The organism is Stenotrophomonas veracruzanensis, assembly GCF_032911525.1.
In the GTDB taxonomy this organism is placed as follows: domain Bacteria; phylum Pseudomonadota; class Gammaproteobacteria; order Xanthomonadales; family Xanthomonadaceae; genus Stenotrophomonas; species Stenotrophomonas africana.
The window spans coordinates 38232-60480 of the sequence record NZ_JAWJTI010000001.1; the positions used below are offsets into that span (position 1 = coordinate 38232).

The 22249-nt window shown below is 63.3% G+C and carries 21 protein-coding genes; 17 read left to right on the plus strand and 4 right to left on the minus strand.

From position 1 onward, the window contains the following. Nucleotides 1–2: 2 nt before the first annotated feature. Nucleotides 3–143, minus strand: a complete 141-nt coding sequence (gene rpmH / locus R1H25_RS00160) for a 50S ribosomal protein L34 (RefSeq protein WP_005411729.1) — start codon at nucleotides 141–143, stop codon at nucleotides 3–5. A 255-nt stretch (nucleotides 144–398) separates the two neighbouring features. On the opposite strand from rpmH, the gene dnaA reads away from it, so the two are divergent. From dnaA to R1H25_RS00235, 15 genes are all read left to right on the plus strand, one after another. After that, on the plus strand, nucleotides 399–1730 hold the full coding sequence (gene dnaA / locus R1H25_RS00165; protein WP_049447420.1) for a chromosomal replication initiator protein DnaA: 1332 nt from the start codon (nucleotides 399–401) through the stop codon (nucleotides 1728–1730). 275 nt (nucleotides 1731–2005) lie between these two features. After that, entirely contained in the window at nucleotides 2006–3106 is a 1101-nt protein-coding gene (gene dnaN / locus R1H25_RS00170) for a DNA polymerase III subunit beta (RefSeq protein WP_005411731.1), read from the plus strand. Between the two features lie 993 nt (nucleotides 3107–4099). After that, complete coding sequence (gene recF, locus R1H25_RS00175) at nucleotides 4100–5194, plus strand: DNA replication/repair protein RecF (protein WP_099588657.1); 1095 nt, start codon at nucleotides 4100–4102, stop codon at nucleotides 5192–5194. A gap of 112 nt (nucleotides 5195–5306) precedes the next feature. Further along, nucleotides 5307–7766, plus strand: coding sequence for a DNA topoisomerase (ATP-hydrolyzing) subunit B (gene gyrB / locus R1H25_RS00180; protein ID WP_049447422.1), 2460 nt, complete (start codon nucleotides 5307–5309; stop codon nucleotides 7764–7766). A 67-nt stretch (nucleotides 7767–7833) separates the two neighbouring features. Further along, nucleotides 7834–8679, plus strand: coding sequence for a CPBP family intramembrane glutamic endopeptidase (locus R1H25_RS00185; RefSeq protein ID WP_049447423.1), 846 nt, complete (start codon nucleotides 7834–7836; stop codon nucleotides 8677–8679). A gap of 71 nt (nucleotides 8680–8750) precedes the next feature. Further along, on the plus strand, nucleotides 8751–9557 hold the full coding sequence (locus R1H25_RS00190) for a M48 family metallopeptidase (protein ID WP_006479406.1): 807 nt from the start codon (nucleotides 8751–8753) through the stop codon (nucleotides 9555–9557). 132 nt (nucleotides 9558–9689) lie between these two features. Next, nucleotides 9690–10877, plus strand: coding sequence for a lipopolysaccharide assembly protein LapB (locus R1H25_RS00195; protein WP_049447424.1), 1188 nt, complete (start codon nucleotides 9690–9692; stop codon nucleotides 10875–10877). Nucleotides 10878–11131: 254 nt separating this feature from the next. Next, nucleotides 11132–11689, plus strand: coding sequence for an energy transducer TonB (locus R1H25_RS00200; RefSeq protein WP_170272480.1), 558 nt, complete (start codon nucleotides 11132–11134; stop codon nucleotides 11687–11689). A gap of 94 nt (nucleotides 11690–11783) precedes the next feature. Then, nucleotides 11784–12545 carry a TonB-system energizer ExbB gene (exbB, locus tag R1H25_RS00205; protein WP_005411738.1) on the plus strand — a complete coding sequence of 254 codons (762 nt, stop codon included), beginning with the start codon at nucleotides 11784–11786 and terminating at the stop codon, nucleotides 12543–12545. Between the two features lie 62 nt (nucleotides 12546–12607). Further along, nucleotides 12608–13033: a biopolymer transporter ExbD gene (locus tag R1H25_RS00210; RefSeq protein ID WP_005411739.1), complete on the plus strand. Its 426-nt coding sequence runs from the start codon at nucleotides 12608–12610 to the stop codon at nucleotides 13031–13033. Nucleotides 13034–13036: 3 nt separating this feature from the next. Next, the gene (locus R1H25_RS00215) at nucleotides 13037–13450 is read left to right on the plus strand and encodes a biopolymer transporter ExbD (RefSeq protein WP_317222282.1); all 414 of its coding nucleotides are present in this window, start codon (nucleotides 13037–13039) and stop codon (nucleotides 13448–13450) included. 102 nt (nucleotides 13451–13552) lie between these two features. Then, the gene (gene cls, locus R1H25_RS00220; protein ID WP_317222283.1) at nucleotides 13553–15013 is read left to right on the plus strand and encodes a cardiolipin synthase; all 1461 of its coding nucleotides are present in this window, start codon (nucleotides 13553–13555) and stop codon (nucleotides 15011–15013) included. A 40-nt stretch (nucleotides 15014–15053) separates the two neighbouring features. Beyond that, nucleotides 15054–15323 (plus strand): hypothetical protein, encoded by a 270-nt coding sequence (locus R1H25_RS00225; protein ID WP_049447425.1) that lies wholly within the window; start codon nucleotides 15054–15056, stop codon nucleotides 15321–15323. 9 nt (nucleotides 15324–15332) lie between these two features. After that, nucleotides 15333–16076 (plus strand): pyridoxine 5'-phosphate synthase, encoded by a 744-nt coding sequence (locus tag R1H25_RS00230; RefSeq protein ID WP_317222284.1) that lies wholly within the window; start codon nucleotides 15333–15335, stop codon nucleotides 16074–16076. A 142-nt stretch (nucleotides 16077–16218) separates the two neighbouring features. After that, the gene (locus R1H25_RS00235; RefSeq protein WP_317222461.1) at nucleotides 16219–17310 is read left to right on the plus strand and encodes a PA0069 family radical SAM protein; all 1092 of its coding nucleotides are present in this window, start codon (nucleotides 16219–16221) and stop codon (nucleotides 17308–17310) included. 148 nt (nucleotides 17311–17458) lie between these two features. Here the strand turns inward: R1H25_RS00235 and R1H25_RS00240 are convergent, their stop codons facing one another. After that, nucleotides 17459–17764, minus strand: a complete 306-nt coding sequence (locus R1H25_RS00240) for a hypothetical protein (RefSeq protein ID WP_317222285.1) — start codon at nucleotides 17762–17764, stop codon at nucleotides 17459–17461. Between the two features lie 318 nt (nucleotides 17765–18082). On the opposite strand from R1H25_RS00240, the gene R1H25_RS00245 reads away from it, so the two are divergent. Further along, nucleotides 18083–18676, plus strand: coding sequence for a hypothetical protein (locus R1H25_RS00245; RefSeq protein WP_317222286.1), 594 nt, complete (start codon nucleotides 18083–18085; stop codon nucleotides 18674–18676). Nucleotides 18677–19028: 352 nt separating this feature from the next. Further along, entirely contained in the window at nucleotides 19029–19211 is a 183-nt protein-coding gene (locus R1H25_RS00250; RefSeq protein WP_234367974.1) for a hypothetical protein, read from the plus strand. Nucleotides 19212–20188: 977 nt separating this feature from the next. Here R1H25_RS00250 and R1H25_RS00255 read toward each other — a convergent pair. Both R1H25_RS00255 and R1H25_RS00260 read right to left on the minus strand, forming a co-directional pair. Continuing rightward, complete coding sequence (locus R1H25_RS00255; protein WP_295555486.1) at nucleotides 20189–20899, minus strand: 2OG-Fe(II) oxygenase; 711 nt, start codon at nucleotides 20897–20899, stop codon at nucleotides 20189–20191. 108 nt (nucleotides 20900–21007) lie between these two features. Next, a complete protein-coding gene (locus R1H25_RS00260) occupies nucleotides 21008–22024 on the minus strand; it encodes a class 1 fructose-bisphosphatase (RefSeq protein WP_107378880.1) in 1017 nt (338 codons plus the stop codon). Between the last annotated feature and the right edge of the window lie 225 nt (nucleotides 22025–22249).

Genomic DNA, 22249 nt, shown 5'->3' on the forward strand with positions numbered 1-22249 from the left:
AATCAGGCGCTCAGGACTTTGCGGCCCTTGGCGCGGCGACGCGACAGGATCTTGCGGCCGTCAGCGGTCTTCATACGGGCACGGAAGCCGTGGTCGCGCTTACGCTTGAGGTTGCTGGGCTGGTAGGTGCGCTTCGTGGCCATTGGGGGCCTCTCGTATGAATGGGACGGAAAGAACCGGAAATTCTAGAGAGGTACCCCGCCCCAAGTCAACCCCTGTCAGCTACGCGAATTCACTGGGCTGTGCAATAGCTGTGGATGTTTTTGTGAATAAGTAGGGGACAAGCATTCCGAAGGCGGGCGCTCGGTGGTAGTCTGAGCCATCCATTTCCCCCCTTTCCGGCCTGTGTTTGGGCGCCTTGTCGCGTCCATGCCCCGGCCACCGGACGATTATTGCTGATGGATGCTTGGTCCCGTAGTCTCGAGCGCCTCGAAGCGGAGTTCCCGCCGGAAGACGTTCATACCTGGTTGAAGCCGCTGCAGGCCGATCTGCGCGTGGACAGCCTGGTGCTGTATGCACCGAATGCCTTCATCGTCGACCAGGTCCGCGAGCTGTACCTGGCCCGGATCCGCGAACTGCTGGCTCATTTCGCCGGTTTCAGCGACGTTTTTCTTGAAATCGGCTCGCGCCCGCGTCCTGTGGAGGCGCAGATCGCGCCGGTTTCCACGCCGTCGGCGCATGTGTCCAGCGAACCGCAGGTGCCCTTCGCCGGCAACCTGGACAACCACTACACGTTCGCCAACTTCGTCGAAGGCCGCAGCAACCAGCTGGGCTTGGCCGCCGCCTTCCAGGCAGCGCAGAAGCCGGGCGACCGCGCGCACAACCCGCTGCTGCTGTACGGAGGCACCGGCCTGGGCAAGACCCACCTGATGTTCGCCGCCGGCAACGCGATGCGCCAGGCCAATCCGGGCGCGAAGGTGCTGTACCTGCGTTCGGAACAGTTCTTCAGCGCGATGATCCGGGCCCTCCAGGAAAAGACCATGGATCAGTTCAAGCGCCAGTTCCAGCAGGTGGACGCGCTGCTGATCGATGACATCCAGTTCTTCGCCGGCAAGGACCGCACGCAGGAAGAGTTCTTCCACACCTTCAACGCGTTGTTCGATGGCAAGCAGCAGATCATCCTGACCTGCGACCGCTATCCGCGCGAAGTCGAAGGTCTGGAAGCGCGCCTGAAGTCGCGTCTTGCCTGGGGCCTGTCGGTCGCGATCGAACCGCCGGACTTCGAGACCCGCGCCGCGATCGTGCTGGCCAAGGCACGCGAACGTGGTGCGGAGATTCCCGATGATGTTGCGTTCCTGATCGCCAAGAAGATGCGCTCCAACGTGCGCGACCTCGAGGGTGCGCTCAATACCCTGACCGCCCGCGCCAACTTCACCGGCCGCGCGATCACCACCGAATTCGCCCAGGAAACCCTGCGCGACCTGCTGCGCGCCCAGCAGCAGGCGATCAGCATTCCCAACATCCAGAAAACCGTTGCCGACTACTACGGCCTGCAGATCAAGGATCTGCTGTCGAAGCGTCGGACCCGCTCGCTGGCCCGCCCCCGCCAGGTCGCCATGGCCCTGACCAAGGAACTGACCGAGCACAGCCTGCCCGAGATCGGCGACGCCTTTGCCGGTCGCGATCACACCACGGTGCTGCATGCCTGCCGCCAGATCCGGACCCTGATGGAAACCGACGGCAAGCTCCGCGAGGACTGGGACAAGCTGATCCGGAAGCTGAGCGAATGATGCACGGATGCCGATGAGGCGTCATCGCACAAAACGGTGCAGAATCCGGTAGCAAGCGCGGGACACGTTGTGGATAAAAAAGGCGTCTGAAATCGCGTCGGATTTATCCACAGCTTTCCCCACCCTCTGGGGGTCGGTAATACAGAGGGTTTCGAGGTCTGAAATCCTTTTATTTACAAAGACTTAGCGTTGTTTTCCAGCGATTCTGTCTCTACCAGCACCACCAAGCTTTTGATTTATTCCACATTTTTTAAAGCATAGGGGCACGGAACCACATGCGTTTCACACTGCAGCGCGAAGCCTTTCTCAAGCCGTTGGCACAGGTCGTCAACGTGGTCGAACGCCGCCAGACCCTTCCGGTTCTGGCCAATTTCCTGGTCCAGGTGCAGAACGGCCAGCTGTCGCTGACCGGTACCGACCTGGAAGTGGAGATGGTGTCGCGGATCGCGGTTGAAGATGCCCAGGACGGCGAAACCACCATTCCCGCCCGCAAGCTGTTCGAGATCATCCGCGCCCTGCCCGATGGCAGCCGGATCACCGTCTCGCAGACTGGTGACAAGATCACCGTGCAGGCCGGCCGCAGCCGCTTCACCCTGGCTACCCTGCCCTCCAATGACTTCCCGTCGGTTGACGAAGTGGAAGCCACCGAGCGCGTGGCCATCGGCGAAGCGACCCTGAAGGAGCTGATCGAGCGCACCGCGTTCGCAATGGCCCAGCAGGACGTGCGCTACTACCTCAACGGTCTGCTGTTCGACCTGCGCGGTGATGCACTGCGTACCGTTGCCACCGACGGCCACCGCCTGGCTCTTTGTGAAACCGACCTGGCCAAGCCCAGCGGTTCCAAGCGCCAGATCATCGTGCCGCGCAAGGGCGTGACCGAACTGCAGCGCCTGCTGGAAAGCGGTGATCGCGAGATCGAGCTGGAAGTCGGCCGCAGCCATGTCCGCGTCAAGCGCGACGATGTCACCTTTACCTCGAAGCTGATCGACGGCCGTTTCCCGGATTACGAAGCGGTGATCCCGATCGGTGCCGACCGCGAAGTGAAGGTTGATCGTGAAGCACTGCGTGCCTCGCTGCAGCGTGCTGCGATCCTGTCCAACGAGAAGTACCGCGGTATCCGCGTGGAAGTCTCGCCGGGCAACCTGAAGATCAGCGCGCACAACCCGGAGCAGGAAGAAGCCCAGGAAGAGATCGAAGCCGACACCACGGTCAGCGATCTGGCCATTGGCTTCAACGTGAACTACCTGCTGGATGCCCTCTCCGCCCTGCGCGACGAGGAAGTGATCATCCAGCTGCGCGACTCCAACTCCTCGGCGCTGGTGCGTGAATCCAGCAGCGAGAAGTCGCGCCACGTGGTGATGCCGCTGCGTCTCTGACTGCAGCCTGTTCCACGTGGAACCGAAGGACGCCCGGGATTTTCCCGGGCGTTTTTTTTGCACGTTCCACGTGGAGCATCGGGGATCGCGGAATCTCTAGGTCTGGGCGAATGCCTTGCTCGAGATTGCTGCTTGGCGATTGTTCTTGGTTGCCCCTCCGATGCAATCGGCCCTGCGCGGTAGGAATCCAGGTTGCTGACCTGGGCGCTGCCCAGCCAACTTCGATCGAGTAAGCAGTTCCGGGTCTTCAGCCTGATCGCAGGTGACCCGATCTGGTCGGATGGATGAAGCGGATCGCATCCGCTATCGCAGTGGTTGCTTCATCTGCAGACGTCACTGTCCACAGGCCTGGTTGGGGCCGGATCAGGGTTGGCCTAGCTTCTAAATCTGGGTATAAATCTAAAGCATGGTGGTGATGGTAGGCCCAGATTTCGTGGAAAAATGCATTATCCAATTGATTTTTAAGAGATTTATGCAGCTGAAACCCCCTGTATAGAGGCCCCTCAGGCTGGGGGGGAACCTGTGGATAGTTTCGCAGGTCGGGCAAAAGGGCTTTTTTATCCACAGTTTGCCCATACCTTGTGTATAAGTCATACAGACCCGCTGTGGACAGCGTGAAACGAATGGGCTGAATTCTTTGAAATCTGTGGAACCCTCCACGGCATCGCATCGTAGATTTCAAGAAATCTGCGCGGTGTTCGCGCAACCCACCGTCGGGGTACCTGGCGATGCTTGCGGAATGAGGCTGAAATCACTGAAATCTGAGGGCTTGTACCCTGCGCCGCCGCTCAGAATTCAAGGATTCCGTGGCATATCCAGACCCAGGCGAGCACAGGTGAGGGAGCGCCACCACGTGGAACACGCGTAGGGCTGCCAGGCGGAGGCTTCAGCACAGTGGCGATGTCTGGCGCGCCACGGCTGGCTTGACCGATGCAGTAAGCTGATGGATTCCCTGCCCCACTACCGCCTTGTGCGGATGGTCTTTCGCGCCCCATGCTTATCCGCCGCCTCGCCTTGCACCAACTGCGTCGCTTCAGTGCGGTGGACCTGTCGCCCCAGCCGGGATTGAACCTGCTGACCGGCGACAACGGTGCCGGAAAGACCAGCGTGCTCGAAGCCCTGCACCTGATGGCCTACGGGCGCAGCTTCCGTGGCCGGGTGCGCGACGGTCTGGTGCGCCAAGGTCAGGAAGCGCTGGAAATCTTCGTGGAATGGGACGAACAGCGTGCCGATCACCCGCCCCACCGCCGAAAGGCCGGGCTGCGCCACAGCGGCCAGGACTGGAAGGGGCGATTGGATGGCGAAGATGTCGCGCAGCTGGGTAATCTCTGCGCAGCGCTGGCGGTGGTGACGTTCGAGCCCGGGAGCCACGCACTGGTCAGCGGGGGCGGAGAACCCCGCCGCCGATTCCTCGATTGGGGCTTGTTCCACGTGGAACCGGATTTTCTATCGCTGTGGCGCCGCTACTCCCGTGCGCTGAAGCAGCGCAATGCCCTGCTCAAGCAGGGCGGGCCGTCGCGGATGCTCGATACCTGGGACCATGAGTTGGCCGAGGCCGGAGAACCGTTGACCAGCCGCCGTCAGCACTATCTGGAGCGTCTTCAACAGCGCACGGTGGCGTTGGCCGCCAGCCTGGCTCCGCAACTCGGCATCCAGGGACTGGAACTGAGCCCCGGTTGGCGGCGGCATGAGCTTCCCTTGGCCGATGCCCTGCTTTTGGCCCGGGAACGTGACCGGCAGGCCGGATACACCTCGGTCGGTCCACATCGGGCGGACTGGAGTGTGGATTTCCATAGCATTCCGGGACGTGATGCGCTGTCCCGCGGTCAGGCCAAGCTGACGGCATTGGCTTGCCTGCTGGCACAGGCCGAAGACTATGCGGAACAGCGCGGCGAATGGCCGGTGATCGCTCTGGACGATCTGGCCTCGGAGCTGGATCGCACCCACCAGGCGCGGGTACTGGAGCGCCTGCTCAGTGGGCCGGCACAGATCTTCATCACCGCCACTGAAACTCCGGCGGCGCTGCAGGACCTGACCCACATCGCCCGGTTCCACGTGGAACATGCACAGATCGTGGCTGTGCCATAGTGGGTACATCAGGGCCGTTAGACCCCGGCTGGTATAATTCGGGTTGGAACCCTTTCATTCTCGGCACATCGCTCCACGCGGTGGCCGACCTGCGGAGCCTACGGCAAGCGCAATGAGCGACGAACAGAACACCCCGGCAAACAACGGCAATTACGACGCCAACAGCATTACCGCCCTGGAAGGCCTGGAGGCTGTCCGCAAGCGTCCCGGCATGTACATCGGCGACGTGCATGACGGCACCGGTCTGCACCACATGGTGTTCGAGGTCGTCGACAACTCGATCGACGAAGCGCTGGCCGGCCACGCCGACCACGTCGCGGTGACGATCCACGCCGATGGCTCGGTCTCGGTGTCCGACAACGGCCGTGGCATCCCGACCGGCAAGCACGAGCAGATGAGTGCCAAGCTCGGTCGCGAAGTGTCTGCAGCCGAAGTCGTCATGACCGTCCTGCACGCGGGCGGCAAGTTCGACGACAACAGCTACAAGGTTTCGGGCGGCCTGCACGGCGTCGGCGTCAGCGTGGTCAACGCGCTGTCGCAGAAGCTGCTGGTGGACGTGTTCCAGAACGGCTTCCACTACCAGCAGGAATTCAGCAACGGCGCCGCAGTGACCGCGCTGGCCAAGCTGGAAACCACCACCAAGCGCGGTACCACCGTGCGCTTCTGGCCGTCGACCGTCGCCTTCCACGACAACGTGGAATTCCACTACGACATCCTCGCCCGCCGCCTGCGCGAACTGTCCTTCCTCAATTCCGGCGTCAAGATCGTGCTGGCCGATGAGCGCGGCGAAGGCCGTCGCGACGATTTCCACTACGAAGGCGGCATCCGCAGCTTCGTGGAGCATCTGGCCCAGCTGAAGACCCCGCTGCACCCGAACGTCATCTCGGTCACCGGCGAGCACAACGGCATCGTTGTGGATGTAGCGCTGCAGTGGACCGACTCCTACCAGGAGACGATGTACTGCTTCACCAACAACATTCCGCAGAAGGACGGTGGTACCCACCTGGCCGGTTTCCGCGGTGCGCTGACCCGTGTGCTCAACAACTACATCGAGCAGAACGGCATCGCCAAGCAGGCCAAGATCAACCTCACCGGCGATGACATGCGCGAAGGCATGATCGCGGTGCTGTCGGTGAAGGTGCCGGACCCGAGCTTCTCCAGCCAGACCAAGGAAAAGCTGGTCAGCTCCGACGTGCGCCCGGCGGTGGAAAACGCCTTCGGTGCGCGCCTGGAAGAGTTCCTGCAGGAGAACCCGAACGAAGCCAAGGCGATCGCCGGCAAGATCGTTGACGCCGCGCGTGCACGTGAAGCGGCGCGCAAGGCCCGCGACCTGACCCGCCGCAAGGGCGCGCTGGATATCGCCGGCCTGCCGGGCAAGCTGGCCGACTGCCAGGAAAAGGATCCGGCGCTGTCCGAACTGTTCATCGTCGAGGGTGACTCGGCAGGTGGCTCGGCCAAGCAGGGCCGCAACCGCAAGAACCAGGCCGTGCTGCCGCTGCGCGGCAAGATTCTCAACGTGGAACGCGCACGTTTCGACCGCATGCTGTCCTCCGACCAGGTCGGTACGCTGATCACCGCGCTGGGCACCGGCATCGGCCGTGACGAGTACAACCCGGACAAGCTGCGTTACCACAAGATCATCATCATGACCGACGCCGACGTCGACGGCGCCCACATCCGCACCCTGCTGCTGACGTTCTTCTACCGTCAGATGCCGGAGCTGATCGAGCGGGGTTACGTCTACATCGGCCTGCCGCCGCTGTACAAGATCAAGCAGGGCAAGCAGGAGCTGTACCTGAAGGACGACCCGGCACTGGACAGCTACCTGGCCAGCAGCGCAGTGGAAAACGCTGCGCTGGTACCGGCCACCGGCGAGCCGGGCATTGAAGGCCTGGCCCTGGAAAAGCTGTTGCTGACCTACGCCGCCGCGCTGGATTCGATCGAACGCAACGCGCATCGCTACGACCGCAACCTGCTCGAAGCGCTGGTCGATTTCGTGCCGATGGATCTGGACAGCCTGCGCAATGCCGGCGAAGGCGAAGGCCTGGATGCCTTGGCCAAGCGCCTCAACCAAGGCAGCCTGGGCAGCCCGCGCTTCAGCCTGGAACTGCAGGAACCGAACGATGAGCGCCCGGCCGCTGTGCTGGTGACCCGTCGCCACATGGGCGAACAGCACATCCAGGTGCTGCCGATGTCGGCCTTCGAAAGCGGCGAACTGCGCGCGATCCACCAGGCGTCGAAGCTGCTGCACGGTCTGGTGCGCGAGGGCGCGACCATTTCCCGCGGCGCCAAGTCGATCGAAGTCGACAGCTTCGCCAAGGCGCAGAACTGGCTGCTCGAGGAGGCCAAGCGCGGCCGCCAGATCCAGCGATTCAAGGGCCTGGGTGAAATGAACCCGGAGCAGCTGTGGGACACCACGGTGAATCCGGAAACCCGTCGACTGCTGCAGGTACGCATCGAAGACGCTGTCGCTGCCGACCAGATCTTCAGCACCCTGATGGGCGATGTCGTCGAACCGCGTCGCGACTTCATCGAAGACAACGCGCTGAAGGTCGCAAACCTGGATATCTGACACAATCGGGACACGGCCGGTGCGCGGGGAGGCGCGCCGGCCTTCGACCCTTGAACGCAGGTACCTGATGTCCGCATCCGCCCCGGTTTCCGCCCCGCCCCCGATTCCGCCGGCTTCGGTCGCGCCGCGTGCCGGTTCCCCGTTGGCGGGCTTCTTCATTGACCTGGGCATTGCCGCCGTCACCCTGTTCGGCCTGAGCATGATCACCGGGCTTTTGTGGGGGTTCTACCGCGCGATCATGGTCAGTCGTGCCAACGCGGAGGCCAATGGCGGCGTGCTGTCCCCTGATGCAATCGGCGCGGCGGTTGGCCAGCCGGGTGCGCTGGCGCAGATCCTGATGGCGTTGATTGCCACCGGAGGCGCCGCACTGCTGTTGTACTTCTGGCGCCGTCCCGCCAATGCGGACGAACGCCTCGCCTCCCGCCAGGCACTGCGGCGGCCCTCGACCTGGGGCTGGACACTGCTGGTGGCCACGCTGATCGTGCTCGGCAGCAACGGCATCGCGTTCCTGGCCAGGCAGTTCGGCATCGAGCCGGTGCCGACCAACGTGGAACTGATGCAGAACGCGATCGCGCGTTTCCCGCTGTTCCTGGTGCTGTTTGCCGTGGTGCTCGCCCCGGCTTACGAGGAGCTGCTGTTCCGCCGCGTGTTGTTCGGGCGTCTGTGGCAGGCGGGCCGCCCCTGGCTGGGCATCATCCTCAGCAGCCTGGCCTTCGCGCTGGTGCATGAAGTGCCCGGCCTGAGCAAGAATTCGCTGCTGGGGATGGCCCAGTTGTGGCTGGTCTATGGCGGCATGGGCGCCGCGTTCTGCTGGCTCTACCAGCGCACCGGTACGCTGTGGGCGGCGATCACCGCGCATGCGCTGAACAATGCTGTCGCGCTTGCCGCGATGGTGTTCCTGGGGTCAACGTAACGCCGTGTCCGCTTGACGAAAGATTAAGCCGCTACGCTACACACTGCGCATATGAACGCGGGGGAGCTTCCATGAAACAACTGCTGCTGGCCCTTGTCATCACCACCCTGGTCAGCGCCTGCGCGACCACGACGTCGCCGACCGGGCGCCGGCAGATGGTGGGCGGCGTATCACAGGCGCAGCTGGACCAGCTGGGTGCACAGGCGTTCGCCGAAACCAAGCAGAAGGAAAAGATCAGCACCGACGGCCGCCAGAACGGCTACGTGCAATGTGTGGTCAACGCGCTGGTCGCGCAGCTGCCTGCCCAGTACCGTGGCGTACGGTGGGAGACCGCGGTGTTCGTCGACAAGGAGCCCAATGCCTTCGCCCTCCCCGGCGGCAAGGTGGGCGTGAACACCGGCATCTTCACCGTCGCCAAGAACCAGGACCAGCTGGCTGCCGTAATCGGCCACGAAATCGGCCATGTCATCGCTCGCCACCACGAAGAGCGCATCACCCGGCAGATGGGCGCGCAGACCGGCCTGGCCGTGCTCGGCGCGCTCGCCGGGGCCGCCTACGGCGAGGGTGCCGCCAGCACCGTGAACCAGCTTGGCGGGATGGGCGCGCAGACCGCCTTCCTGCTGCCCGGCTCGCGCACCCAGGAGAGCGAGGCCGATGTGATCGGCCAGCGACTGATGGCCCAGGCCGGCTTCAACCCGGCCCAGGCGGTCGATCTGTGGCAGAACATGATGGCCGCCAGTGGCGGTCGCAGCCCACAATGGCTCTCCACGCACCCTGACCCGGCCAACCGGATCCAGGAACTGCGGCGCGATGCACCGGCTCTGACGCCGGTCTATCAGCAGGCGCAGGCGGCCGGACTGCGGCCAAAGTGCGGATGAGTGCGCAGTTTTATGCTGTATTGCAGCACATAAAACGATTTCTCACGCCATCTGTTTCTGATACGTTTGGCGGCTCAGATTTTTCTGACAGTCCGACTTTGCCGCTAACCGGCGGTTCGATCGAGGTGAACGATGATTTTCCGTAACCACAAAGCTGTGCTTTCCGTCCTCGTCGCGACCGCCCTGACCGGCGCCGTGGTCACCGATGCCTTCGCGCAGTCCTCGCGCTCCTCCGAGCGCGGCAACCGCGGCGGCAAGCAGGCCAAGGCCGAGGTGCTGTACCCGAACGCGACCCGCCAGGAGCCGACGGTCAAGGCTTCGGCCAAGCTGGGCAGCAAGCTGCAGAAAATGATCGACAGCTACAACAAGGAAAAGTTCCCGGAGACCCGCACGCAGGCCGACGCCATCCTGGCTGACAGCGCCGCGAACGAGTACGACAAGTCGCTGGCCGCACAGCTGGCCTCGCAGGCCGCCTACCAGACCGACGACACCGCAGCGGCGATCGCCTACCTGAAGCAGGTCCTGCAGTTCAACGGCCTGGACAACAACGGCCACTTCCAGTCGATGCTGATGCTGGGCCAGCTGGAACTGCAGGAAGACAAGACCGCCGAAGGCCTGGCCACTCTCGACAAGTACTTCGCCGAGAGCAAGTCGACCAAGCCGGAAGAGCTGATCGCCAAGGGCCAGGCGCTGTACCAGCTGGAGCGCTACCAGGAAGCGATCCCGGTGCTGAAGCAGGCCATCGCTGGCTCGACCGAACCGAAGGACAACTGGAACCAGCTGCTGATGGCGGCCCTGTCCGAAGCCGGCCAGTCCGGTGAAGCGGTCAAGGAAGCCGAGGCCCTGGCTGCCAAGAACCCCAATGACAAGAAGGCCCAGCTGAACCTGGCCAGCATGTACATGCAGGCCGACCAGATGGACAAGGCGGCTGCGGTGATGGACAAGCTGCGCAGCAGCGGCCAGCTCACCGAAGAGCGCGAGTACAAGCAGCTGTACTCGATCTATGCCAACACCGAACACAAGGAAAAGGACGTCATCGCGGTCATCAACGAAGGGTTGCAGAAGGGCATCCTGAAGCCGGACTACCAGGTCTACCTGGCGCTGGCCCAGTCCTACTACTACTCCGACCAGGTGCCGCAGGCGATCGATGCGTGGCAGAAGGCTGCCCCGCTGTCCAAGGACGGTGAGACCTACCTGAACCTGGCACGCGTCCTGCATGCCGAAGGTCGCATCCCGGAGGCCAAGCAGGCCGCCCAGCAGGCGCTGGCGAAGGGTGTGAAGAACCAGGCTGATGCCAAAAAAATCATCAACCTGAAGTAAGTAGGAATAACGCCTGAATGCCTGCCCAGTTGATGCGCAGGCGCTCAGGATTGGTATAAGCTTGGAGGTTCCTGCGGTGTCATGCACCGCTGATCAGGGATTCCGCCCCCGGCATCCCGGCCCCACTATTGAGCTCTTGGCGCATGACGGAACAACTAGTCGTTCACCGGTACGAACAACCCGATGACAAGGGGCTGAGCTGGCCTCGCATCGTCGGCATCGCGTTTGTAATCGCCCTGCATCTGGCCGCCTTCATGATGCTCCTGATCCCCGCTGTGGCCCCCAAGGCCGTGGCTGAGAAGGAGCGTAACGTCATGGTGACCATCGTCGACGCACCGCCGCCGCCGCCCCCGCCGCCGCCGCCGCCGCCGCCGACAGATACTCCGCCGCCGCCGGTGAAGAATCTGTCGCCGCCGAAGCCGTCGCCGGTCCCGCCGCCGCCGCAGGCGCCGGTCGTGGACGTGCCGGAACCGCGCCCGAGCGATATCGTCACCCCGCCGTCGCCGCCCGCGCCGCCGGCACCTGCGACCTCGATCGAGGCCAGCGTGGACATCTCGTCGAAGGCCATGAATCCGCCGCGCTACCCGCCGGCAGCCTTCCGCGCTGGTATCCAGGGCGAAGTGATCCTGATCATTGATGTCGATGCCAGCGGCAACGTCACCAATGTCACGGTGGAAAAGTCCAGCCGTAACCGCGACCTGGACCGTGCTGCGATGGAAGCGGCTCGCAAGTGGCGCTTCAACGCCGCTGAATCTGGCGGTAAGAAGGCGGCAGGTCGCGTTCGCGTCCCGGTCAACTTTGCGCTGAACTGATGCGTCCGGGTGGCCGCCTGGCCACCCCCGCTCCCGGTTCGATTGTTTAGCTTAGCTACACCCTTTATCACCACACACAACAAAGGTAAGCGTCATGCTGCAGGAAATTTTCATCGCCGCTGCTGCCGGGGGCAATCCGTCCAACGCCCTGTCGCAGATGGGCTTCGAGCACCTGATCCACGAAATGACCACCAAGCCGGGTGATTTCGCGGTTTCCTGGGTCGTGCTGCTGACCCTGATCGCCATGTCGGCCATGTCCTGGTACTGGACCGTCATCAACATCTTCCGTGCCACCCGCCTGAAGAGCGCCGCTGATCGCGTCGTCAGCCTGTTCTGGGATACCCCGAACGCGCAGGACGCCATCCGTGCGATGGAAGAACAGCCGGCTTCCGAGCCGTTCTCCAAGATCGCTCTGGACGCTGCCCAGGCTGCTGCCCACCACCAGCGCGCTGAAGGCGGCGCCACCGGCGGCGTGGGTGAGAACCTGAGCCGTTCGGAGTTCGTCGACCGCGCTCTGCGTCAGGCCGTGACCCGCGAAAGCAACAAGCTGCAGTCGGGCATGACCCTGCTGGCCACCGTCGGTGCAACCGCTCCGTTCGTCGGTCTGCTGGGTACCGTGTGGGGCATCTACGGCGCGCTGATCAAGATCGGTGCCACCGGCTCCGCTTCGATCGACGCCGTTGCCGGCCCGGTGGGTGAAGCGCTGATCATGACCGCGATCGGTCTGTTCGTCGCGATCCCGGCCGTGTTCGCCTTCAACTTCTTCAGCAAGATCAACAGCGCGACCATCAGCAAGTTCGATACCTTCGCGCACGACCTGCACGACTTCTTCGCCACCGGCTCGCGCGTCCGCTAATTGCGGCGCGCGTCACCCTGCGACGAACGTAAGTAGTCACCAAGATCTAGACGGAGCCCGTTATGGCTTTCAGTAGTGGTAACAGCGGCGGCCCCATGGCCGACATCAACGTTACGCCCCTCGTGGACGTGATGCTGGTGCTGCTGATCATCTTCATCATCACGGCGCCCCTGATGTCCCACAAGGTCAAGGTGGATCTGCCGGAAGCCAACCTGATCCAGAAGCCGGAAGACGCTGAAAAGCGTTCCGGACCGATCACCCTGGCAGTCAAGGAAGACGGCTCGATCTACTGGAACGACGAAGAAATCAACAAGCAGACTCTCGAGTCGCGCTTGGCGACCGCCGCCCAGCAGACCCCGCAGCCGCCGCTGAACCTGCGTGGTGACCGCACCACCAAGATGCGCGTCATCAACGACCTGACCAAGGTCGCGCAGGAGCAGGGCATGCTGGACGTCGGCTTCGTCGCGACCAAAGAAAAGGGGCAATAAGCCATGGCATTCAGTAGTGGTGGTGGCAAGGGCCCCATGGCAGACATCAACGTCACGCCCCTCGTGGACGTGATGCTGGTTCTGCTGATCATCTTCATCGTGACCGCGCCGATCATGACGTACCCGATCGCCGTGGACCTGCCGCAGCGCGTGCTCAACCCACCGCCGCAGCTGGTCGAACCGCCGCCGCCGATCGAACTCAAGATCGACGCCAGCAACCAGGTCTCGTGGAACAACAGCCCGATCAATACCAGCGAGCTGCAGCAGCGGATGGAGAACGAGGTCCAGAAGGACCCGACCAACCAGCCGGAACTGCGCATCGACGCCAGCCCGGATTCCGAGTACGACGTGATGGCCAAGGTTCTGGCCGCCGCGAAGAATGCTCAGATGAAGAAGATCGGTTTTGTGCAGCAGTAATCGCTACACCGCAACACAACAGTCATGACGCGACTGCAGACGCCCCTGGAAACAGGGGCGTTTTTTTTCATGCCGGATGGCCGGGGCCGCTATGATCGGCGGATGCTCGCCCTCTTCGACTCCCTGCGCCACTGGCTTGACGGCATCGCCCATCTCGGCACGATCCTGGCGGTGGCCTACCTGCTGTACCTGTTCGCGCTGGCAGGCTGGATCATGCTGCAGAAGCGCGAACCGGTGGCCACGCTGAGCTGGATCCTGTCACTGGCGCTGCTGCCCTACCTGGGTCTCTTCATCTACTACCTGCTGGGCCCGCAGAAGGTGAAGCGGCAGCGCCTGCGCCGTGGACGTGCGCGGTCGGGCATGGAGCACTACAGCGACGTCTGCCCGCCCGATGCCGACTGCACCGAGCTGGCCAAGATCGCCCAGGCCACGACAGGACTGGCGCCGAGCAGCGCCACCGAGGTGACCTGGCTGGTGGACGGCGCCGCGACCTACGCGGCCTTGCTGGAAGCCGTCGCGCAGGCGCGCGACCACGTGCATCTGGAGTACTACATCTTCAACCCGGACCATGCCGGCACCGCCCTGCGTGACGCGCTGGTGGAACGTGCACAGGCCGGCGTGCAGGTGCGCCTGCTGCTGGATGCAGTAGGGTCTTCCGCCCTGCCCCGCCGCTTCCTGCAGCCCCTGATCGATGCCGGCGGCGAGGCGGTCTGGTTCCATCCGCGGCAGCTGCTGAAGCCCTTCAAGCGCCCCTGGTTGAACCTGCGCACCCACCGCAAGCTGGTGATCGTCGATGGCCGGCTGGCGTTTACCGGTGGCATCAACATCACCGACGACGAGGACGAAAGCCGCAAGTCGGACGCCTACCGCGACCTGCACATGCGCATCCGCGGCCATGTAGTGCGCAGCCTGCAGCTGGTATTTGCCGAGGACTGGCTCTACGCCAGCGGGCAGGATCCCTCGCGCATGGACATCGCCCGCCTGTGGCCAGCCGACATGCCGCTGCGCGGCGACGGTGCGATCAACGCCCAGGTGCTGGTATCCGGCCCGGACTCGGGCTGGGAAACCATCCACCGCCTGCACGTGGCAGCCATCCAGGAAGCACACGAGCGCGTGTGGCTGGTGACGCCCTACTTCGTGCCCGGCGAAGCGGCGCGGATGGCCCTGACTTCGGCCGCGCTGGGCGGCCTGGACGTGCGCCTGCTGGTGCCGAAGATGAGCGACTCCTGGTTCGTCACCCAGGCCGCACGCTCCTATTTCGACGAGCTGCTGCACGCCGGGGTAAAGATCTACGAGTACGGCCCACGCATGCTGCATACCAAGGCCTTCATCGCCGATGACGATGTCTGCATCGTCGGCAGCGCCAACTTCGACCACCGCAGCTTCCGGCTGAACTTCGAGCTGTCGATGATGATCAGCGACCGTGACCGCGTCGCCGCGCTGGCCGAACTGCTGCAGGGCGAATTCGACCGTTCCACGCGGGTGCACGACCAGGCCGGCCGCTCGTTGTGGCTGCACCGCCTGCCCGAGGCCTTCGCCCGGCTGGCCTCGCCGCTGCTCTGACGCAGCGCTACACTGCGGCGATCACCCGGGGAGCCCGACTATGTACTGGTTGTACCTGCTGCTGGCGCTGGGCTGCTTTGCCTTCGCCCTGAAGACGCCCAGCGCGGGGCTGATGAGCCTGTGCCTGCTGGCCGCCCTCGCCTTCCTGCTGGCCTGGGTGCGCGGCCGCTACGTGGCCCGCTTCGGCGACCTTCAGCGGGACCCCGCCACCCTGGTCGATGCCGAGGAGCTGCGCCGCCTGCGCGAGCAGGCCCAGGCCCGCCGCAACGAAGACGCCAACGATCACGATCCGTCCCCTCTTTCCAAGTAGTTCCGTTCCATGACCCAGCTCAGCGTCAACGTCAACAAGATCGCCGTCCTGCGCAATTCGCGCGGCGGTGCCGAACCGGACGTGGTGCGTGCCGCCCAGGCCTGCCTGGATGCCGGTGCGCATGGCATCACCGTGCACCCGCGGCCGGACCGCCGCCATATCACCGCCGAGGACGTGCTGGCGCTGTCCATGCTGACCCGCGGGCGGGGTGTCGAGTTCAACATCGAAGGCAACCCGTTCGCGCCACCCCGCGAGGGCTACCCGGGCCTGCTGCCGCTGTGCGAACAGACCCGCCCGGCGCAGGCCACCCTGGTGCCGGATGGCGATGGGCAGATCACGTCCGATCACGGTTTTGACTTCGAGCGCGATGCCGAGCGACTGCGCCCGGTGGTTGCGGAACTGAAAGCACTGGGCTGCCGCGTCAGCCTGTTTGTCGACGCGGGCAACCCATTGCTGGAGCAGGCAGCCGAGGTAGGAGCAGACCGCATCGAGCTTTATACCGGCCCTTACGCAGACGCGCATGCGGCGGGCGATGCCGACGCGATGCTGGCGCTGTTCGCCACCGCCGCGCGCCGCGCGCAGGCCGTTGGCCTGGGCGTGAATGCCGGCCATGACCTGTCACAGGACAACCTGCGCGATTTCCTGGCCCACGTGCCGGAGGTGCTGGAGGTGTCGATCGGCCACGCGCTGATCGGCGAGGCGCTGTATGACGGACTGGATGCCACGGTGCGCGGGTATCTGGCGTTGCTTTGATGCATTGCAGCCGAGCGTCGGCTCGGCTCTACAAGGTCTCTGCATCAACTGTAGAGCCGAGCCCATGCTCGGCTCAGCACCGCCCTGAACCCTTCAGGCGGCCGTCGCAGCCATTGAGACAGCCTTGGCGTACCTTGACGCAATGGGTATTGCGATCAAGGGCCGAGGTTCCACGTCCCACCTTGCCGGGCGCTTTGAAAGCACCGTCAGCGAGGCGGTGGACGACGGCTGGGCGGTCGACGAAAGCGAAGAATTCCTCGCCCCGCGCCTGCGCACCGAAGTACGCGCCGAAACCGCGCGCAGCATCATCACCCGCAACAACTCGCCGGACGTCAGCTTCAGTCAATCGGTGAATCCGTATCGCGGTTGCGAGCACGGCTGCTCGTACTGCTTCGCCCGCCCTTCGCATGCCTATCTGAACCTGTCGCCGGGGCTGGACTTCGAGACCAAGCTGTTCGCCAAGACCAATGCGCCGCAGCTGCTACGCAAGGAACTGTCGAAACCGGGCTATGTGCCGCAGCCGATCGCACTGGGCATCAACACCGATGCGTACCAGCCGATCGAACGCAAGTTCAAGCTGACCCGCCAGCTGATTGAAGTGATGCTGGAGACCCGGCATCCGTTCTCGCTGATCACCAAGAACGCACTGGTCGAGCGCGACATCGATCTGCTCGCGCCGCTGGCCGCGGAGAACCTGGTCAGCGTGCACTTCTCGGTGACCTCGCTGGATCCGCATCTCTCCGCGAAGCTGGAACCGCGCGCATCAGCGCCACATGCACGGCTGCGCGCGATGAAGCGCCTGCATGACGCTGGCATTCCGGTCGGTGTGATGGTGGCGCCGGTGATTCCGTGGATCAACGACAGCGAGCTGGAAGCCGTGCTGGAGGCCGCGCACGACGCAGGTGCGAGCACCGCCGGCTACGTGCTGCTGCGCCTGCCGTTGGAAGTGGCACCGCTGTTCCGCGACTGGCTGGATACGCATCATCCCGATCGCGCTGCGCACGTGATGAGCACCATCCAGCAGTTGCGCGGCGGCAAGGACTACGACAGCCAGTTCGGCACCCGCATGCGTGGCCAGGGCGTGTATGCCGATCTGTTGAACAACCGCTTCAAGCTGGCGCGAAAGCGTCTCGGGTTCAATGCACAGAACAGCCATTGGCCTAAGCTGGATTGCAGCCGGTTCCTGAAGCCGCTGCCGCCGAAGAAGGATTCGCCGCAGGGAAGTCTGTTCTAGAACGCTGGACCGCTGCCCGGCTTACCGGCAACAATCTGCGCTTGGCCGGATGGCCTGCAAGCCAGGGAGGGATGCAGATGGATGACCCAGGATCCGTTACAGTGCGATGCCGTTCGCTTGACGACGAATCGGTTCGCACATGAAGCGCTCACATGCCTTCAGCTGTGGTGCGTTTCTGCTTTTCTGTGGTACCGATGCAGAGGCTGCCCGTGCGTTTGTGGTTGAAGACGCTGCCATGCACGGCCCCGCCTGCCTTACGGTCGAGCCGCGCCAGCGACTCTTCGCTTGTCACCAGATCGTTGCCGGGGACAGCCGAGTGATCGGGCTGAGACGATTCCGCTCGTCGTGGAGGACCGACCGTTCCACCTTCAGCAAGCTCACGATCCAGCTCCCCGCTGATGCGAAAGCAGGCGACCGGTTCTCTGTCCCAAATGATCGAGTACGGATGTTCCATAGCAGAGGGTCCAGCGCGTTTGCCGGAAAGACGGGCTGCTACGCAGTGCCGGTCGCAGGGCAGATTACCGTGGTTTCCGCAGGAGACTCCGGCATCGAGGTCCAGGTCGATGCAACGTTTCGCTCTGCAAGCCCACTGCAATGGCCGGGAGAGTGCGAGGCACCGACCACGGTGTCAGAGCATCTGAGAGCCCAGCCATTGTCTCTGGAGCAGCTTGATGCATGGACGGGAGTGCATGATCCGGAGGCATCCCCCTTCGAACAGGCACACCCCTCCAGACGTTCGCGCAACTGAATCCGCACGAACGTGCTGTACATGATGAAACGCACGCACTGCTTCCACGCCAGTGGTCTCCTTCTCTACCTTGCGAGCGCACAGGTGGAGGCTCGCGCCCTGCACGAATGCATCGTCGTTCCGCAGGCCGCTATCGTCACTAACATGCCGGCTGGCCTGGACGAGTTCGAACAGCGACTGTGGGTGGCGAATACAGGTCAGAGGGTGCGCAACGGCACGGACACTCTCCTTCTGCTGCGCCTCCTCTCGGAGTCGCCAGGCGTGATCGATTCCCAGCAGTACATCAAGATCACAGGCAGCTTGAAGCGATACGCGCCCTCGTCGGAAGGGATGCCGCAGGTGGTGCATGCGCGCTTGACAAGTGGCGGCGCGGGCTTCGCGCACAAGGGAGACCACTGGCTGTCCGATTCAGCGGACGTCGAACTACATCAGCCGCACAAGGGCGATAGTCAGATCGAAGTCAAAGTGACGGCTGTTGGGTGGAACAGCTATCGAAAAGAAGACCGTTCCTTCTATCTCCAGTTCACCTGTCAACTGAAGGAAATCCCTGTCGAGAAGCTCAGTGCCTGGCAAGGAGGAAACGACGATCTCTGGGGATCCTTTGGTCCCACCCGATAGCTGGGTGGAACTGCCTGCATGCAATCACTTCTGCGACGACTGGCAATGCTGAAAATAGAAATTTGTTCCCTGAGGTTCTACTCACGACTGGACGAGGATGCGTTCTTCTCCAGGTTGAACCAGATTCCGGGCGTGGTGTTCGTCGAAGGGTTCCTCAGGACGATCAAACGTCTCTGTTGATCCGTCGGCTGTGGATGACGAAGGTATGAGAGAGTTGATTTCGCTGTTCCAGCGCTATGGAATAGACATGCGCCAGCTGCGGAAACTGGAGACGGGAGAATTCAGCTCATGGATGCGGAACAGATCCGCCTACTGGTTCAAGTCGATGTATCCGGACCCGTGAGCACATGACATGAAGATCATCTACTGGCTGGGCATCGCTTTCCTGTGGATGCTTCCATTGAACGTTCTGCTGCTGACGGGCGGCAAGCTGATCTCCGGCGACGCGCTTGGAGAAGAAGAGCTCGTTGGTTTCGGTGTGGCGGTGTTCGGCGCTGTGGCAGGCGGGATTCTCTATCGCCGTCGCCCGCGGTAGCGTCGAGCCTGCCCGACTCTATCTGGAGCGAAGTCGAGCAAGCTCGACTCTATTTGCCACGGCCGCTTGCGACAGCCAATCTGAGGCTGATGGCTTTCGGGTTCTGGAAGCTGCAACAGCTAGCATGGAAAGCTTGGAGTTACGCGTACTGGCACCGCGTTCTGAGGGAAAATGCTGCCTCTTCTGACATCGATTCTCGGCGGTAGTACCGCGGAGGCAAGAGCGCAAAGAGGAACCTCATGTCGGTAATCCGCACATGCAAGAAGATCATGATGTCGCAGATGTCGGGACAGAGAGCGTAGGCGGCCAGTCGTCGAGCATGGGTCCATGCATTGCACGCGGGGGAATGATGAAGTTTGTACTTTGGGCACCTGTAGTCATATTTGCCCTGTTGTCGTTGAGAGCAACTGTCTTCGTCGTCTATCAAGGGGTAGGTGGATCTCCTTTCGGGGAAGAGGAAATCACTGTCGCTGGGGTTGGGTTGGTCTGCGGCTGGATTGCCTGGGTCATGTACAAAACCCTGATCAGATCGTGGAGGAAGCCGAAGCCCTAATGTAGAGCTGGAGATCGTGAGTCGTCCTGTCGCTGGATGGACTCTGCGCGCCGATCGTTCCACTGGACACTGGTCAGCGCCATGGACGCAAGACGACCGATAGCGCGCATTGCAAACAAGAGGTCACTAGTCCAACTAACTCTGTGCCTTGTCGCGGCTGTCCTGATCGGAATGAAGAGCGCTCTTCTATCTTCGGTTCAGCTGCCAACCCAAGGAAATCCCCGTCGAGAAGATCATTGCCTGCAAGGCGGCAACGGTAATCTCTGGCGATCCTTGGGGCCGACCCGATACCCGGGTGGGACAGCTTGCATGCAACTACATCGCCGCCGTCCTCGGTAGCGTCGAGCCTGTTCGACTTCGCTCCAGATTCAGTCGAGCAAGCTCGACTCTACCAGGCAAGCGATATCGGCCTGCCGATCCGACGTCACCCGCCCCCAAACAACTTCTGCGCGCTCTGGAACAGGATCCAACTCGTCGCGATGAACTTGTCCCCACCCTGCGGCCTGTTACCGCGATGGGTATGGGTAAACGCGGTCGGCGCAATCAACAGGCTGCCGGTGCGTGGCGCGATCTTGCGGCCCTGGAACAGGAACTCGGTTTCGCCTTCGTCGAAGTCGTCGTTGAGGTACAGCGTCCACAGCACGTGCCGATGCAGGGTCTCGGCCTGTGCGTCCTTCGGGTACAGCTCGCAGTGCCAGTAGGGGTAACCACCCTCGCCCGCCGCATACCACTGCAGGTTGATGGCGCCGGGGCGCAGGCAGGTCCGCGCAAGATCCGCCAGTTGCTGTGGCGGCATGTCGGGGAAGTCCTCGGCAGACAGGCGTCGCGGTTGGCCGTTGCTGTCCTGGATCTGCAACATCAGCGGGGCGATCAACGCCTGTGGATAACGGCGTAGATAAGTCAGCAGGCCGTTGAACACCGCAAGCTGCAGCTGTTGATCGACATCTTGCCAGCCGTCCAGGCCACTGATGCGCAGATCCTTGCTGTGCTTGAGTTCCGGGAACACGCCACTGCCCACGGCACCGGGCTGCAAGCCACGCGTGGCGCGCAGGCGTTCAACGATGGCCGCGCAGACCTCGCTGGGGACGGCGTTGTGGATGACTTCAATGAAATCGACCGGGCCCTGCTCGTGCATGCGTGCATTCCTTAGGCGGCAACGGCTTGATGGTGCCGTTTGCCGCCCTCGGTGTCACCCCACGGTCATGTCATCGTTCTGCCATGACCGCTGTCAGGCGATAGGCCGTCAGCCCTGTGCGTTGTCGTGTGCGTGGTGGTAGCGCACGGCTTCGGCCACTTCCTCGCGCGAGCCGAGGAACACCGGTACGCGCTGGTGCAGCTGGTCGGGCTGGATGTCGAGGATGCGCTCGCGGCCGGTCCAGGCGGCGCCGCCGGCCTGTTCCACCAGCAGGCCCATCGGGTTGGCTTCGTACATCAGGCGCAGCTTGCCGGCCTTGGACGGGTCCTTCTTGTCCCACGGGTAGATGAAGATGCCGCCGCGGGTCAGGATGCGATGCACGTCGGCCACCATGCTGGCGATCCAGCGCATGTTGAAGTTCTTGCCACGCGCGCCTTCCTTGCCTGCCAGCAGATCGCCCACGTAGGCCTGCATCGGTGCTTCCCAGTGGCGCTGGTTGGACATGTTGATGGCGAATTCCTGGGTGGCCGCCGGGATCTGCATGTTCTCGGTGGTCAGCACGAACTCGCCCTTCTCGCGGTCCAGGGTGAAAGCGTGGGTACCGTGGCCGACGGTCAGCACCAGCTGGGTGCTGGGCCCGTAGATGCAGTAACCGGCGGCAATCTGCTTGCTGCCCGGCTGCAGGAACGCGTCATCGCCCGGCAGTTCCACGTTGGTCGGGCAGCGCAGCACGGAGAAGATGGTGCCGACGGAGACGTTGACGTCGATGTTGGAGCTGCCGTCGAGCGGATCGAACAGCAGCAGGAAATCACCGCGCGGATAGATGTCCGGCACTGGCTGGCTGTGGTCCATTTCCTCCGAGGCGCAGGCGGCGAGGTGGCCACCCCAGGCGTTGGCTTCAAGCAGGATCTCGTTGCTGATGACGTCCAGCTTCTTCTGCGCTTCGCCCTGCACGTTGCCGGTACCGGCATCGCCGAGCACGCCACCGAGGGCGCCCTTGCTGACGGCGATGGAGATGCTGGTGCAGGCGCGGGCGACGACCGCGATCAGCTGGCGCAGGTCGGCGTTGATGCGGCCGGCGTGCTGTTCCTGGATCAGGAAGCGGGTCAACGAAGTACGGGACATGAGCGGGCAGGTCTCGGCAGCGGGAAAACGCCTATTGTCGCCCGTCTGGCGGGGCCGTGCGTGAGCGCGGGAAGTCGTAATCGTTTCCAGATGCGTTGCGCTCGTGGCGCCTTCCTTCATGGAGGCGCAGGGCGAGGCACACCGTGGCCAGGACACGCCGTAAACCCCACTCCGTGGTCCGGCCCAGCCGCTGGCGGCTGTGCGTTCTGGCGCTTGCGAGGCATG

Excerpts from the sequence above, each read along its gene's own strand:
- rpmH (WP_005411729.1), bottom strand. The coding sequence starts at position 143 with ATGGCCACGAAGCGCACCTACCAGCCCAGCAACCTCAAGCGTAAGCGC.
- dnaA (WP_049447420.1), top strand. The coding sequence starts at position 399 with ATGGATGCTTGGTCCCGTAGTCTCGAGCGCCTCGAAGCGGAGTTCCCG.
- dnaN (WP_005411731.1), top strand. The coding sequence starts at position 2,006 with ATGCGTTTCACACTGCAGCGCGAAGCCTTTCTCAAGCCGTTGGCACAG.
- recF (WP_099588657.1), top strand. The coding sequence starts at position 4,100 with ATGCTTATCCGCCGCCTCGCCTTGCACCAACTGCGTCGCTTCAGTGCG.
- gyrB (WP_049447422.1), top strand. The coding sequence starts at position 5,307 with ATGAGCGACGAACAGAACACCCCGGCAAACAACGGCAATTACGACGCC.
- R1H25_RS00185 (WP_049447423.1), top strand. The coding sequence starts at position 7,834 with ATGTCCGCATCCGCCCCGGTTTCCGCCCCGCCCCCGATTCCGCCGGCT.
- R1H25_RS00190 (WP_006479406.1), top strand. The coding sequence starts at position 8,751 with ATGAAACAACTGCTGCTGGCCCTTGTCATCACCACCCTGGTCAGCGCC.
- R1H25_RS00195 (WP_049447424.1), top strand. The coding sequence starts at position 9,690 with ATGATTTTCCGTAACCACAAAGCTGTGCTTTCCGTCCTCGTCGCGACC.
- R1H25_RS00200 (WP_170272480.1), top strand. The coding sequence starts at position 11,132 with ATGATGCTCCTGATCCCCGCTGTGGCCCCCAAGGCCGTGGCTGAGAAG.
- exbB (WP_005411738.1), top strand. The coding sequence starts at position 11,784 with ATGCTGCAGGAAATTTTCATCGCCGCTGCTGCCGGGGGCAATCCGTCC.
- R1H25_RS00210 (WP_005411739.1), top strand. The coding sequence starts at position 12,608 with ATGGCTTTCAGTAGTGGTAACAGCGGCGGCCCCATGGCCGACATCAAC.
- R1H25_RS00215 (WP_317222282.1), top strand. The coding sequence starts at position 13,037 with ATGGCATTCAGTAGTGGTGGTGGCAAGGGCCCCATGGCAGACATCAAC.
- cls (WP_317222283.1), top strand. The coding sequence starts at position 13,553 with ATGCTCGCCCTCTTCGACTCCCTGCGCCACTGGCTTGACGGCATCGCC.
- R1H25_RS00225 (WP_049447425.1), top strand. The coding sequence starts at position 15,054 with ATGTACTGGTTGTACCTGCTGCTGGCGCTGGGCTGCTTTGCCTTCGCC.
- R1H25_RS00230 (WP_317222284.1), top strand. The coding sequence starts at position 15,333 with ATGACCCAGCTCAGCGTCAACGTCAACAAGATCGCCGTCCTGCGCAAT.
- R1H25_RS00235 (WP_317222461.1), top strand. The coding sequence starts at position 16,219 with ATGGGTATTGCGATCAAGGGCCGAGGTTCCACGTCCCACCTTGCCGGG.
- R1H25_RS00240 (WP_317222285.1), bottom strand. The coding sequence starts at position 17,764 with ATGGAACATCCGTACTCGATCATTTGGGACAGAGAACCGGTCGCCTGC.
- R1H25_RS00245 (WP_317222286.1), top strand. The coding sequence starts at position 18,083 with ATGAAACGCACGCACTGCTTCCACGCCAGTGGTCTCCTTCTCTACCTT.
- R1H25_RS00250 (WP_234367974.1), top strand. The coding sequence starts at position 19,029 with ATGAAGATCATCTACTGGCTGGGCATCGCTTTCCTGTGGATGCTTCCA.
- R1H25_RS00255 (WP_295555486.1), bottom strand. The coding sequence starts at position 20,899 with ATGCACGAGCAGGGCCCGGTCGATTTCATTGAAGTCATCCACAACGCC.
- R1H25_RS00260 (WP_107378880.1), bottom strand. The coding sequence starts at position 22,024 with ATGTCCCGTACTTCGTTGACCCGCTTCCTGATCCAGGAACAGCACGCC.